The sequence below is a fragment of the Cupriavidus sp. 01L415 genome (assembly GCF_056400065.1).
On sequence record NZ_JBFTSP010000001.1, the window covers coordinates 603,887 to 617,779 of the forward strand.

14 protein-coding genes are annotated in these 13,893 nt (G+C 63.1%); 9 read left to right on the forward strand and 5 right to left on the reverse strand.

Going from position 1 to position 13,893, the window contains the following annotated elements:
• Positions 1-106: 106 nt before the first annotated feature.
• Positions 107-508, reverse strand: coding sequence for a nuclear transport factor 2 family protein (locus AC1DOX_RS02785; protein ID WP_441617872.1), 402 nt, complete (start codon positions 506-508; stop codon positions 107-109).
• A 180-nt stretch (positions 509-688) separates the two neighbouring features.
• On the opposite strand from AC1DOX_RS02785, the gene AC1DOX_RS02790 reads away from it, so the two are divergent.
• The 7 genes from AC1DOX_RS02790 (at position 689) to AC1DOX_RS02820 (ending at position 7,401) form a co-directional block, all read left to right on the forward strand.
• Entirely contained in the window at positions 689-1,339 is a 651-nt protein-coding gene (locus AC1DOX_RS02790) for a TetR/AcrR family transcriptional regulator (RefSeq protein ID WP_441617874.1), read from the forward strand.
• Between the two features lie 182 nt (positions 1,340-1,521).
• On the forward strand, positions 1,522-2,622 hold the full coding sequence (locus AC1DOX_RS02795) for an ABC transporter substrate-binding protein (protein WP_441617876.1): 1,101 nt from the start codon (positions 1,522-1,524) through the stop codon (positions 2,620-2,622).
• Positions 2,623-2,624: 2 nt separating this feature from the next.
• On the forward strand, positions 2,625-3,458 hold the full coding sequence (locus AC1DOX_RS02800) for an ABC transporter permease (RefSeq protein WP_441617878.1): 834 nt from the start codon (positions 2,625-2,627) through the stop codon (positions 3,456-3,458).
• A gap of 12 nt (positions 3,459-3,470) precedes the next feature.
• Positions 3,471-4,277 carry an ABC transporter permease gene (locus AC1DOX_RS02805; RefSeq protein WP_441617880.1) on the forward strand — a complete coding sequence of 269 codons (807 nt, stop codon included), beginning with the start codon at positions 3,471-3,473 and terminating at the stop codon, positions 4,275-4,277.
• Positions 4,278-4,297: 20 nt separating this feature from the next.
• The gene (locus AC1DOX_RS02810) at positions 4,298-5,095 is read left to right on the forward strand and encodes an ABC transporter ATP-binding protein (RefSeq protein WP_477113985.1); all 798 of its coding nucleotides are present in this window, start codon (positions 4,298-4,300) and stop codon (positions 5,093-5,095) included.
• Positions 5,096-5,116: 21 nt separating this feature from the next.
• Positions 5,117-6,046 (forward strand): TauD/TfdA dioxygenase family protein, encoded by a 930-nt coding sequence (locus tag AC1DOX_RS02815; RefSeq protein WP_441617884.1) that lies wholly within the window; start codon positions 5,117-5,119, stop codon positions 6,044-6,046.
• 2 nt (positions 6,047-6,048) lie between these two features.
• Positions 6,049-7,401 carry an LLM class flavin-dependent oxidoreductase gene (locus AC1DOX_RS02820; protein WP_441617886.1) on the forward strand — a complete coding sequence of 451 codons (1,353 nt, stop codon included), beginning with the start codon at positions 6,049-6,051 and terminating at the stop codon, positions 7,399-7,401.
• A gap of 54 nt (positions 7,402-7,455) precedes the next feature.
• Here the strand turns inward: AC1DOX_RS02820 and epsC are convergent, their stop codons facing one another.
• On the reverse strand, positions 7,456-8,391 hold the full coding sequence (epsC, locus tag AC1DOX_RS02825; RefSeq protein WP_441617888.1) for a serine O-acetyltransferase EpsC: 936 nt from the start codon (positions 8,389-8,391) through the stop codon (positions 7,456-7,458).
• Between the two features lie 214 nt (positions 8,392-8,605).
• On the opposite strand from epsC, the gene AC1DOX_RS02830 reads away from it, so the two are divergent.
• Entirely contained in the window at positions 8,606-10,144 is a 1,539-nt protein-coding gene (locus AC1DOX_RS02830) for a sensor domain-containing diguanylate cyclase (RefSeq protein ID WP_441617890.1), read from the forward strand.
• On the opposite strand, the gene AC1DOX_RS02835 is transcribed toward AC1DOX_RS02830, so the two are convergent.
• Together AC1DOX_RS02835 and AC1DOX_RS02840 are read right to left on the reverse strand one after the other, a co-directional pair.
• Entirely contained in the window at positions 10,141-10,371 is a 231-nt protein-coding gene (locus AC1DOX_RS02835) for a hypothetical protein (protein WP_441617892.1), read from the reverse strand. The genes AC1DOX_RS02830 and AC1DOX_RS02835 overlap by 4 nt on opposite strands.
• Positions 10,372-11,175: 804 nt before the next feature.
• Positions 11,176-12,111, reverse strand: a complete 936-nt coding sequence (locus tag AC1DOX_RS02840; protein WP_441617894.1) for a LysR family transcriptional regulator — start codon at positions 12,109-12,111, stop codon at positions 11,176-11,178.
• A gap of 92 nt (positions 12,112-12,203) precedes the next feature.
• Between AC1DOX_RS02840 and pcp the strand changes: the two genes are divergently transcribed.
• The gene (gene pcp, locus AC1DOX_RS02845) at positions 12,204-12,851 is read left to right on the forward strand and encodes a pyroglutamyl-peptidase I (protein WP_441617896.1); all 648 of its coding nucleotides are present in this window, start codon (positions 12,204-12,206) and stop codon (positions 12,849-12,851) included.
• A 13-nt stretch (positions 12,852-12,864) separates the two neighbouring features.
• Here pcp and AC1DOX_RS02850 read toward each other — a convergent pair whose 3' ends face one another.
• Positions 12,865-13,818: a LysR substrate-binding domain-containing protein gene (locus AC1DOX_RS02850; RefSeq protein WP_441617898.1), complete on the reverse strand. Its 954-nt coding sequence runs from the start codon at positions 13,816-13,818 to the stop codon at positions 12,865-12,867.
• Positions 13,819-13,893: the final 75 nt, after the last annotated feature.

The window sequence follows — 13,893 nt, forward strand, 5'->3', positions numbered from 1 at the left end:
TGAACTCGTTGAAGTCCAGGCGTGCTCGTTTGGTCCCGGATTGGCGCGCATGTTCACGGCGGGGCCCACCAGTACTTCGTTGGATTCTGCGCCCAGTTGTTCGGAGTCAGCGCGGAAAGCTGTTCCCGAACATGGGCAGGCCGCTTTTCGATTCGGCCTCCCCTGCCTCGTCCTGCAACACATCCCAATGCTCGGCGAGCACGCCATCGGCAATCCGCAGGATGTCGGCGGCGATCCAGGCGACGGGACGGCCATGGCCGGAGAAGCGCCCGTGGATGATCACGTAGTCGCCATCCGCCGCGATCACGCCGGGCTCGTACCGCAAGGTCGGTGGCAGGGTCTTGATGAGGTTGAACAGGCCGTCGCGGCCCGGTTCGATATGCGCGCTGTGCTGGATGTAGTCGGGCGACCAGAATCGTTCGGCGGCGGCGTAGTTGCGTTGATTGAAGAGCGTGTCGAACGCTTCGCGCACGAGCGCCTTGTTGGCGGCTTCGGTGGTAGTGGTCAAATTGTTTCTCCTGAGGGGTGGGTGCCGTGGCGGCGCGTCTGGACTGCGCGCCCACCCAAACACAATGGTGATCAACATTGAGTCTTGTCGACCAAGCCTGAAAAGTCAAGGTCGATCACCATTGTCTTTCCCGAGGACGGCTATACTTGAGATGACAACCGCACAAAGGAGCATTCAGCGATGGGCGTGTCAAAACAGCAGGCGGTGGAGAACCGAAAGGCCATCCTTGCCGCGTCGGAGAAGTTGTTCCGTGAACACGGAATCGATGGTGTCGGCCTGAGCGCACTAATGAAGGCCGCCGGCTTCACCCAGGGTGGCTTCTACAACCACTTCGAATCGAAGGAGGCGCTAGCGGCCGCAGTCGTGGCGACTGCGATGGACAAGGCGAACCACGATCTGCAGGAAGCCATCGCAGCGCCCATTGCACCGGGCGGCAACCGTTTGAGGCGACAGGTCGACTTTTACCTGTCCGGCACGCATTGCAGTGATATCGAGCAAGGGTGCGCGATCGCCGGCCTCACCGCGGACGTCCGCCGGCTAGGCCACGAGGCGCAAGCGCACTTTGCGAATGGCTTGCAGGCGATGTTCGAAACCTTGACGGGGCTCGTCGCGGCGCAGCACGCTGAAAGCGGAGACACCCAGGAAGCGCGCCGGGAGGCCATCGCGTTCTACAGCGAGATGGTGGGTGCGCTCATCCTGTCCCGGGCGATTTCCAGCGCCGACCCCCAGCTCGGAGCGGAAATACTGAACGCGAGCCGTGAGATGCTTATCAGGAATTTCGCGCTGGATGCGGAACAGGGCGAGCACCGCCATCGAACAGCGAAAGGCTGACCAATGGCGTGAACGTCCATGCCAGGACTATGAGGATAGGCAGCGCACGCGCGGACGGGAACAAAGGAATCCGCATGCCGATATACCGGCGCAGCCGATAACTAATACCAGAATCATTCCTTCAGTACAGAAGGTCATGGCGCTTATCGTGAGACCCGCCCTCTCAATCGATAAACGCCCCGATGACCCTGCGCCTCAATCCCGCACGCCGCGCCGCCATGCGCCAGATTGGCCGATATGGCCTCGGTGCCGCCGCGCTGTTCTCGACGTTCCACGCGTCGGCCGCCACACGTCCCGATGTGATCCGCATTGGTGTGGCGCAACCCGCCACGGGCACACCGCCGACGTTCGCGGGCAGCTCGCTGTCAATTGCCCACGCCAAGGGTTGGTTCGAGGAGGCGTTCAAGCCGGCCGGGACCAAGGTCGAGTGGTTCTTCTTCAAGGGCGCTGGCCCCGCGGTCAATGAAGCGCTGACCAATCGCCAGCTAGACTTCGCGCTGCAGGGCGACCTGCCGTCGATCGTGGCACGCGCCGCCGGCCTCAAGACGCGGCTCGTGCTGGCCACGGGCGTGCGTTCGAATATCTATATCGGCGTGCCGCCGGACTCCCCGCTGAAGACCGTTGCCGATCTGCGCGGCAAGCGCGTGTCGCTGTTCAAAGGCACCAATATGCATCTGCCGGCGCTGCGTCTGCTCGAGGCCAACGGGCTCAGCGACAAGGACCTGCGCCTGCTGAACCTGGACACCGCCGGCTATCTGGCCGCGCTGAGCACGCGCGATATCGATGCGGCGATCGGCGCGATGGACATCCTGCGGCTCCGTGACAAGGGCGCCGTGCGCATCCTCTATACCAGCAAGAACCAGTCGCCGATCTACACGCGGCAGAGCCACGTGCTGGTGACCGAAGACTTCAGCACCCGCTACCCCGAAGCGACGCAGCAGTTCGTCAAGACCGCCGTCGAAGCCGCACGCTGGGCGTCCGACGAATCCCATCGTGAAGAGGTGCTGCGCACCTGGGCGCGCGCGGGTACGCCCTACGAGCACTGGAAAGAGGACTTCGACGGCGAGCCGCTACGCGTCCGACTCAATCCGAACTTCGACCCGTTCCTGGTCTCGCGCTACAAGGACGCCAGCGAGCAGGCGTTCCGCTTTCGCCTGAGCCGCGCACGATTCGATGTCGACCAATGGATCGACCAGCGCTACCTCCGGGCCGCGCTGGACGACCTGCGTCTGCAGAGCTACTGGCCGATCTATCAACCAAACGGCAAGATCCTCGGAGCATAACCATGGCGGCCAACCCCATCGCGCTCGAAGCCCCCTACGACTTGCCGGCGCCCGCACAGGCGCCGGCACGTCATCGCCGCTGGCTCGCGGACGCCGTGCTGGCGTGGCCCGTGCCGCTGGCCCTGCTGGCGATCTGGTATATCGCCGCGCGCTACGAGTGGGTGCCGCCACAGGTACTGCCCACGCCCGAGGCGGTGGCGCAGACCTTCGGCGAGCTGTATCGCAGCGGCGAGCTCTGGGCGAACCTCCAGGTCAGCGCGTTGCGCGTGGCCGGTGGCTTTGCAGTGGGGCTCGCAGGGGGTCTGACGCTGGGTGCGGCAATGGGCCTGTCGCCGCGTTTTCGCGACTACGTCTATCCGACGTTCAAGGCATTCAGCCAGGTGCCGGTGCTGGGCTGGTTGCCACTGCTGATGCTGCTTGTGGGCATCGACGAGGCGCTCAAGATCATTCTGATCGCCAAGGCGGCACTCGTGCCGATCGCCATCAATACCTTTAAAGGCATCCACAACGTCCCAGTGCGCTACCTGGAAGTCGCGCGCGTGCTCAGGCTGACGCGCTGGCAAACGCTGTCGCGCGTGGTGTTCCCCGCCGCGGCGGCGCCGGTCTGGAATGGCGTGCGCTATGGCCTGACGCACGCATGGCTGGCCCTCGTGGTCGTGGAGCTGCTCGCATCGTCCGAGGGACTTGGCTACATGATTGTCTACGGCCGCCAGCTGTTTCAGCTCGATATGGTGATTTCCGCCGTGATCGTGGTTGGCATCGTGGGGTTCGCGCTCGACAAGAGCCTGGCACTCGCGGAACGCGCCGTGCTGCGTTGGCGAAAGCCTGGCTTCTGAGGAGCCCCGGTCATGCAGGAAGTTCAGAAAGCTCGCAAAGCTCGTATTCCTCGTATTCCTCGCGCGCTGCGCGGATGGGTGCTGCCGCTGGTCCTGCTTGCGCTGTGGTGGGCCGCCGTGGCGTTCGGCTGGTCGACCTCGCCGCTGCTGGTACCGGTCTCGAAAGTGTGGACCACCGCGGTCGACCAGGTCGGCAGCGGCAAGCTGTTCGGGGCGCTGCAAGCAAGCCTGTGGCGCGATCTGGTTGGCTTTGCCATCGGCGCCACGGCCGGCCTGGCGTTCGGTGCCGCGCTGGGCCTCTCGCGTCTGTTCGAAAAGCTCGTCGGCCCCACCTTCCATACCGTGAAGCAGATCTCGCTGTTTGCATGGATTCCGCTGATCTCGGTCTGGTTCGGCCTTGGCGATGCGGCCAAGGTGGTGTTCCTGTCGCTCGCCGCGCTCTTTCCGGTGGTGCTCAATACCTTCGAGGGCATACGCGCGGTACCGGCGGACCTGCTCGAAGTGGCGCGCGTATTGCGCTTTACACGCCGGCAGACATTCTGGCGCGTGGTGCTGCCGTCCGCGTCGCCCTCGATCTTTGCCGGCATTCACCTCGGACTCATCTATGCGTGGCTGGCCACGCTCGGCGCGGAGTACCTGCTCGTCGCCGGCAAGGGTATCGGCAACACGATGATCGACGGCCGCGAGAATTTCTGGATGGATCTCGTGATCTTTGGCGTGATCGTGGTGGGCCTGGTCGGCTTCACGCTGAACTGGATTGCCGCACGCATCGAAGCCTATCTGTTGCGCTGGCGCGGCCGCTCCGTCGCGGCTGCCTGAATCTTTCAACCGGAGTTGTCATGCCCCACGCCGGCACCCTCAATATCACGCATTTGCACAAGCAATACGAAGTCAATGGCAAGGCACTGCCTGTTCTCGACGATATCTCGCTGTCAATCGCCCCCGGCGAATTCGTGAGCATCGTCGGCGCGAGCGGCTGCGGCAAGTCCACGCTGCTGCGGCTCGTGGCGGGCCTCGAGGACGACTATCGCGGCGAGATCCGCGTGGATGGCCGTCGCGTGGTGGGCACCAGCCTGCAGCGCGGCATCGTGTTCCAGGAGCATCGGCTGTTTCCGTGGCTCACGGTGTCGCAAAACATCGCGCTGGCGCTGATCAACAGCAAGATCAGCGAAGGCGAGAAGTTCCGCATCGTGCATGCGCATATCGAGCTCGTCGGTCTCAACGGTTTCGAGAATGCCTATCCATACCAGTTGTCGGGCGGCATGTCGCAGCGCGTGGCCATTGCACGCGCGTTGGTCACGCGGCCGGACATCCTGCTGCTCGACGAGCCATTTGGCGCGCTCGACGCCTTGACGCGCGCGCATCTGCAGCAGGAACTGCGCCGGATCTGGCAGGCGGAGGGCATCACGATGATCCTGGTCACCCAAGATGTGGAAGAGGCCGTGTTTCTTGGCGATCGGGTCGTGGTCATGGAACCTCGGCCCGGCCGCATCCGCCGCATCCTTCAAGTGGAACTGCCGCATCCGCGCGATCGCGCATCCGCCGCCTTTGCACGCGTACGGGACAGTGTCATGCGCGAGTTCGGCGCACAGCTGACTGCCACGGCACCTGAACAACACGAAGCGCTGTCCTACTAAATGTCCTCACAGGAGATCCAGATGACGCAAGCCCTTTCCCAGGTCGATCTCGATATACATCCGGTAGCAGGCCGCATCGGCGCCGAAGTCCGCGATGTGCGGCTCGATGGCGATCTGCCGCCGAACACCTTTGACGCGATCCTCGCCGCACTGTTGCGGCACAAGGTCCTGTTCTTCCGCCGCCAGGACCATCTTGACGATGCCACTCAGGAAGCGTTCGGCAAGCTGTTCGGCACGCCCGTGGCACACCCGACGGTCCCCGTACGCGACGGCACGCGCTATCTGCTGGAGCTCGATTCCGAACATGGCGGCCGTGCTAATTCGTGGCATACCGACGTGACATTCGACCTCGCCTATCCGCAGGTCTCGGTGCTGCGCGCGGTCAAGGTTCCCGCAGCGGGCGGCGACACCGTATGGGCCAACACCGCTACGGCGTACCAGGACTTGCCGGCGCCGCTGCGCGACCTTGCCGACAATCTCTGGGCGCTCCATACCAACGACTACGACTACGCGGCATCGCGGCCGCAACCTGACAGCGAAGGTGCGCGCCGCTATCGCGAAGTCTTTACCTCCACGGTCTACGAGACCGAGCACCCCGTGGTGCGCGTGCACCCCGAAACCGGCGAACGCACGCTTGTGCTGGGTCACTTCGTCAAGAAGTTGCTGGGTTATTCGTCGACGGACTCCGCGCATCTGGTATCGCTGCTGCAGGGCCATGTGCATCGGCTCGAAAATACCGTGCGCTGGCGCTGGCAGGCCGGCGACGTCGCGATCTGGGATAACCGGGCCACGCAGCACTATGCGATCAATGACTATGGCGATGCCCACCGCGTGGTGCGCCGCGTAACGATCGCTGGCGACGTACCGGTCAGTGTCGACGGCCAGCCGAGCCGCGCGATCAAGCCAGTTCCTGTGCAATCCCACGCAACCGAACAACGCAAGGCCGCCTGATCATGACCTCTGCTTCACGACAGCTCCACCTCGGTGCGTTTGTGATGGCCACTGGCCACCATGTCGCCGGATGGCGCCATCCCGACGCGCACGCCGACGCGGGCCGCAGCCTGGCCCACTACGCGGCGCTGGCCAGGCGTGCCGAAGCGGCCGGCTTTGATGCATTGTTCCTCGCCGATGGCGTCGCCATTCGCGGCATGGACGACACGACGTTGCCGCACACCGCCCGCGCGGCGACATTCGAACCACTAACGTTGCTGTCGGCGCTGGCCGCGGTCACGCAGCGCATCGGCCTCGTGGCGACGGTGTCCACCACCTACAACGAGCCGTACCACGTGGCGCGCAAGTTCGCATCATTGGACCATCTGAGTGGCGGCCGCGCGGGTTGGAACGTAGTGACGTCGTGGTCCGACGCCGAAGCCCGCAACTTCAATCTCGACAAGCACCCCGAACATGCGGACCGCTATGCGCGTGCCGAGGAGTTTGTCGATGTCGTGACCGGACTCTGGGATAGCTGGGAAGACGATGCCTTTGTCTATGACAAGGCCAGCGGTGTGCACTTCGACGCCACCAAGCTGCATCGGCTTGATCATCGGGGCAAGCATTTCCAGGTGCGCGGACCGCTCAACGTCTCCCGACCGCCGCAGGGTCACCCCGTCATCGTGCAGGCAGGCTCCTCGGAAGCCGGACAGGAACTGGCCGCGCGCACCGCCGAGGTCATCTTTACCGCGCAGCAGTCGCTGGAGGGCGCACAGGCTTTCTACAAGGGGCTCAAGGGGCGGCTCGCACGCTACGGCCGCTCGCCGGACCAGCTCAAGATCCTGCCCGGCGTCTTTCCGGTCGTGGGCCGTAGCGCCGCGGAGGCGCACGAGAAGTTCGAGGCGTTGCAGGATCTGATCCTGCCGTCAGTGGGACTGGCGCTGTTGTCGCAACATCTGGGCGGTATCGACCTCAGCGGCTATCCACTCGATGGCCCGCTGCCGGACAACCTTCAGGAGCCCAATGGCGCGAAGAGCCGCTTCCAGCTGGTGACCGGCCTCGCGCGCGATGAAGGCCTGACCATTCGCCAGTTGTGCCGGCGCGTGGCGACGGCGCGCGGCCACTGGTCCATCCATGGCACCCCGGTACAGATTGTCGATCAGTTGCAGGCGTGGTTCGAGGGCGAGGCGGCCGATGGCTTCAATATCATGCCGCCATGGCTGCCCGGCGGTCTCGATGAGTTCATCGAACTGGTGCTGCCCGAACTGCGCCGGCGCGGCCTGTTCCGCGATCAGTACACGGGCACCACGCTGCGTGAGCACTTGGGACTCGCGCGGCCCGGCCATTTGCGCCGCGACCACGCGAAGACCGCCTGATCCATCACCCACGCGCGATGCCATTGCGATCGGGCGCGCGTGGGCGCCTGCCGGCTACACGCTACCTGGTGATTCGGTAGCGCCGGCAGGCCGCGCCTCGTGGCGCGAGGTGGCCTGCGTGATATGCGCGCCCGGCGGCACGCTCTCGGTCAGCCAGACATTGCCGCCGATCACTGCGCCGCGCCCGAGCGTCACCCGCCCGAGGATGGTGGCCCCCGCGTAGATCACCACGTCGTCCTCCACGATCGGATGCCGGGGGTGGCCCTTCTCCAGATGGCCGTCCGCATCGCGCGGAAAACGCTTGGCACCGAGCGTGACGGCCTGATAGACCCGCACGCGCTCGCCAATGATCGCGGTCTCTCCGATCACCACGCCAGTGCCATGGTCCATGAAGAACCTTCCACCGATCTGCGCACCCGGGTGAATATCGATGCCGGTCGCCGCATGCGCATGCTCGGAGATGATCCGCGCGAGCAGCGGCAGGCCGAGCTTGTAGAGTTCATGTGCAAGCCGATGATGAATCAGCGCGAGCACGCCGGGATAGCACAGCAGCACCTCGTCCACGCTGCCGGCGGCCGGATCGCCATGAAATGCAGCCAGCACATCGCTGTCGAGCAACCGCCGGATAGCCGGCAGTCGCCCGGCGAATGCACGCACGGCCTCGCCCGCGCGCGCGTCGATCTCCGTAGCATCCACACGCCCGTGTCGCGCCTTGAATTGCAGCTCGAGCCGCGCCTGCGCCCACAGCGCGTGCAGTGCCGCATTCAGCGCATGGCCAACATAGAAGTCCTCGGTTTCCTGACGCAGATCCGGCGGGCCCAGCCGCATCGGAAACAGCACGCCTTTCAGCGTATCGACAATTTCCCCTAGCGCTTCGCGCGCCGGCAGATCGCGGCCGCCCGGGTCCAGCGAGCGCTTCTGCGCCTCGCGCCACTGATGGCGCACGGCGTGCAGCGCATCGACAATCTCTGCTACGTTGAACACAGCCACGGTTGTTCTCCTGCTTCCCTTTCTGTACGGCAGGCGTATGCCTGCTGCCGTCAGGCGGCCACTATGAAGGAACGGCGTCCGGAACCCAAGCAGGAAAACCGGCTATCCAAATGCGCCGGCGGAACATCGGGTTCAGAGCCGCGCCACTGGCACGCCCACTTGCGGCATTACAATACGCGCTATCCAAACCAAGGTCTTGCCACATTTGCGCCCAATGTTCCACCTCGCAAGAGGAAAAGGCTTCCGCACCAGAATCAATCCGCCGACCCTGATCGTCGCCACCAGTATCGTGCTGGCGGTTGCCATCGCGGGGCTGGGTGCCGTCGCCCTCATGCAGATGCGGCGGGACGCCATCGAGCATGCCAGCCAGGCCTCGTCCAACCTTGCGCTGACACTGGAACGCAGCATCACGCGCAATCTGCAGATCTACGAACTGTCCATTCACGGCGTCACGGATGCCGTGCAGGACCCGCAGATCATGGCGTTGACGCCGTCCGTCCGCCAGCGGCTACTGTTTGACTGGTCGATGAATGCCGAGGACATGGGGTCGCTGCTGGTCACGGACGCCCACGGCGACCTTGTGCTGGACTCGCGCATCTGGCCTCCCCGGCCAGTGAACGTGGCCGACCGCGACTACTTCCAGGCACACCTCAAGTCACCGACTGCGGGCGTGTTCGTCAGCCAGCCGTTCCAGCCGCGCATGACGGCAGATAACAAGTCGATCGGCATCAGCCGCCGCTTGTCGGCGCCCGATGGCAGCTTTGCCGGCATCGTGGTGGGGACATTGCGCCTGAACTATTTCCGCAAGCTCTTTGACGGCATGATCCTGGGGCCGAGAGGCTCTCTGACGCTGGTGCATACCGACGGCACCATCGTCATGCGCCGGCCATATGAAGATGCATCGATCGGACGCAACATCTCGAGCAGCCCCTCGTTTGCGCCCCTGCTGAAGGGAGAAAATGACACCTTTCTTGGCACGGCGGCACTCGATGGTATGGAGCGTCTCTACAGCTTCCGCCGGGTGCCCGGCTTCCCGCTGATTGTCGTGGTGGGCCTTTCCGTCGACGACGTGCTGGCGCCCTGGCGCGCCCGCGCCTGGCTATCCGCCGCGCTGATCGCTGCCATGGACGTGCTGGTCATCGCGCTGTCGGTGCTGCTGTCGCTCCAATGGCGCCGCCGCATGGACATCGAACGGCACCTGCGCCTGATGGTGGATACCGATGGCCTGACCGGCCTGGGCAGCCGGCGCGCGCTGGACGACGCCGCCGATCTGGAATGGCGCCGCGCCCGGCGCCACAACCAGCCGCTCTCCTTGCTGATGGTGGACGTGGACCACTTCAAGCAGTTCAACGACCGCTATGGGCATCTGTCCGGCGACGACGCGCTGGCATCGGTGGCGCGCTGCATCCAGCAGACCATCCGCCGGCCGGGAGATTTTGCCGGCCGCTATGGCGGCGAGGAGTTCGCGATTCTGTTGCCGAGTACCGAGGCGGCTGGTGCCGCAGCCGTTGCAGAGACCATTCGCGCTGCCGTGCAGGCAATGCATATCCCGAACGCCGGCAGCACGTTCGGCGAACTGACTGTCAGCATTGGCGCGGTAACCGATACGACCGACTCAAGCGGCGACCGGACCTTCGCCGACCTGCGCGCATTCCTGCGCGCCGCCGACGAGGCACTCTACCAGTCAAAGCGCACCGGCCGGAACCGCGTGGCCAGTGCCGACGCCACTGTCACGGCCATCATGGCCATTTAAGGCCGCACCGGATACCTGGCGCCAAGGAAAGCCTGGTTCTCGTTGGTGCCCGCTGCCTTGGCAAATCCCGGATGAATACGAATACTGACTATCCCGGTATGATTGTCGATTGAGTACCTTGCTCCCCGAATTCGGAGGCTGCCGGCCTTGTCGGCAGAAGGACGAGTATGGGCATGCAGGTGCTCCGTATTGGCCAGCTCGAGCGTGGAAATATGAGGAGTGAACATGTTGAGATCCGCAGCAATAATCGTGCTTTGGACGGCGGGATTGGCTCCGGTAATTGCCGCTCCACAAGCGAGCAGTCGACCACAGATTCTGAGTACCCAACGCGGGATCACCGACGGCCGGAGCGACGGGACTGAGCTGTACACCGGGCCGCTTTGGCGCCAGGGTGTCATCGCAACACAGCCAATTGCGGCACCCTATGAGCAGTCGGCTAATGGATCTACGCCATACCCGTATATCGTCGCGCCGTACATCCAGGTGCCTGGTTTTGTACCGCAACCATATCCTCCGCGCCCCACCCCGCGCTCGCGATAGTTCGCAGCGATCAATTTCGATTCAGCATTCCCAGTGTTTGAGAAAATAAGAGCCCGGCAGAGAGACCTGACCCTTCAGTAAGCTGCCTAGAATGCCGGTGGCAGCCGCGAGTACCGTCTGCGCGAGCTTTTTGCATCTGGTGGGGGCAAGGAGCCGCCAGAGATCAACTTCAAGGCCTACGCAAGCGCCGACATTAGATTGCAGGGCTCGGTAACCGTCGACTGACCGCTATCCAGATCCAGAATCGCTTGTTTCGGGCCGGGAAAGCGCCGACCTGCACCCTCTTTACCCAAGCTGACCAGGAGCGGCCGCCATCCGCCATTGACTCACACCGGCATTAATCGCCGCCTAGGGTCGGACGCCGCCTGTCAGGCTAACTAGCGCCCACGGTACGCAGGCTCGACACCAACGCTTCCATGCGAGGCGCTATGGCTCGACGATCCTTGGCGACCCTATGGTGCCCCCGATCATCCGTATGCACGTGTGGAGTTTCAATGCATGTCAGCTATCGCGGACTTGATCTCGCCTCTTAGCCAGGTGGCAGCAGCATCGGCTTGGGTTCGTCGGTTGTAAATCAACTCGATATCAAAAGCCATGCTAGTGAGCTCGGCCGGCACCTCATAAATCTGCAAGTTGGCGGATGCCACGCGATGCGCGACTCGCCTGGCAATCGTTGCCACCAGATCGCTGTGTGCGACAGCAAGCGGCAACGCTGCGATGTGCGAGAACGTTGCAGCGACGCGTCGCTGCTTCCCCAGACCGTCCAGCTTGGCGTCGACAATACCTCGCCGCGACCCGTCATCGCTCGGCACAAACAGTGCGTGCGGCAATCGCAAGTAAGTATCGAGGTCCAGGCTACGGCGGCGGCGGGTCCCACCGAGCAACGGATGGTCGCGACTCGCAATACATACCAAGTCTTCCTCAAAAAGCTTGCTCCGCACCATTCGCTTCGGCGCGGAGAGGTGCCCGCCAATCGCGACATCGACCATGCCGTGATCCAGTTGCTCATAGATGGACACCCGATCCAAAGCCATGATCCGCAAATCGATGCCGGGCGCCAATCGACGGAGTCGGCTGATGACATGCGGAAGCAGGACGATGTCGGCATAGTCACTGGCTGCGATGGTGAAGCGTCGCCCTGCCGGTGCGTCTGGGTCGAATGCCACCGATTGGCCCATGGCTTGGCGAATCTGATCCAGAGCGAGCGATATCGCAGGCATCAGGGTATGAGCGAGCTCAGTAGGCTGCATACCCGCATTGCTGCGCACAAACAGATCGTCCCCAAATAGAACCCGCAGCCGGGTCAGCGCGTTGCTTACCGACGGCTGGGCCCGATTCAGCCGCTTGCCGGCCAGCGTGACATTGCGTGTTTGATACAGCGCCTCGAAGGCCACGAGAAGGTTGAGATCGACACGGGACAGATTCATGCCGTGAATTTAACGGATATTGAATATCCATTTCAAGAATTCCACACAAATCCTTACGATGGGTGCTCCAATCCACCACCTGGACCGCGCTCATGAATACAGTGCTTGTCACCGGCATCGAGCCATTCGATGGCGAATTGCTGAATCCCTCCTGGGAAGCTGCCCGGGCCGTGCACGGGCAAATGGTCAGCGGCGTGCGTGTGGTGGCACGACAACTCCCCTGCGTGATTTCCGAAGTACGGCAAGCACTTATCGAAGCCATCACCGAGGCGGATCCGATTCTCGTGCTGTGCCTCGGCCAGGCTGGTGGGCGTTGCGACGTGTCGGTCGAGCGCGTCGCCATCAACGTCGTCGATGCTCGAATTCCCGACAACGCCGGAAAGCAGCCGGTCGACGAACCTGTGATCGAAGGCGGCCCAGCCGCATACTTTTCAACGCTGCCGATCAAGGCACTTGTAAAGCAGCTGCGCGAAGCGGGCATTCCCGCTTGCGTCTCTCAGACAGCGGGGACCTACAACTGCAACGCCATCTTTTACTCGTTGCTTCATTTCATTGCGACGGAGCGCCCTTCCCTGCGTGGCGGCTTCATCCACGTGCCATACCTGCCGCAAATGGCCGCTCGCCACCCCGGCGCACCGAGCCTCGACGTCAATACGCTGATACAAGCCATCGAGGTCATGATTAGCACGTCTCTCGCCGTCACCGAGGATGTCAAGGTTGCGGGAGGCGCTACGCACTGAGGCATAACGCCACTCACCCTCCTTGTTTGCTTACGTGATCATGCTCGTCGTCGGGGAAGGCAACCGAAACCGTCGTATCCAGGGATGCCCAGAGGGCTTGCATCGTCGGATTTGTGTTCGATATGGCCCGATACGACCGAATCTCCAGCGGGACACTCCATTCTTCGCCGCCAGCGCGAACGAGACGCCCGGCTTCAATCTCCCCGGATACCGCGCTGACAGGTAACCAGGCAATTCCATAGCGCTCCACGACCATCTTCATCAGCAGCATCGCCATGTCAGTCTCATAGCAACTTCGCAGGTGATATCGAGTATCTGCGCTGTTCAGAATCATCTCGACCACACGACCCATGAAAGTCGTGGCCGTGTATGCCAAATAGGGAAGTGGCGCGTCAGGTGAACCAGGCAAAGAGAAAAGCGGTTTCCCTCGGTCGTCCGGCGCAGATACCGGAATGAAGTCTTCGTGACCCAGAGTAAGACTGACGAACTTGTCCCGGTCGAGCAGAATCGGCACCAGCGGATGATGGTAGCCAATCATCAGGTCACAACTACCTTCTGCCAGCGCCACAACGGCATCATGGACGTTGGCTGCTACAACCCGCGCATTGAAGTCGCCGGTCTGCTGATGGAACTGCTTCAGCCATTTGGGCAAGAAGGTCAGTGAGAGCGTATGCCCAGCGGTGATCTGGATGGACCGGCCCGGCATCCTCGCTTCTTGGCGCAGCTCCGAGCGAAGTTCAGTCAGAGCGCCGACCGACTCTTTGCTTTGCTCGCAGAAACGTCGACCAGCAGGGGTCAGCTCCACCGGGTATGTGCCGCGGTCCACGAGTTCGACGCCAACCCAGTCCTCGAGCGACTTGACCCTTCGTGACAGGGCCGATTGCGTCACAAATCGAAGCTCGGACGCCCTTGAGAAGCTTCGGGTCTGCTCGATGGCCAAGAGGTCTTCTATCCACTTCAACTGCATGGTGCGTCTCCGCGCGGCCGAACGACCACGAATCTCGCGAAGCCAGCTTCGCTTATCGTAAACCCGGAAAAATCC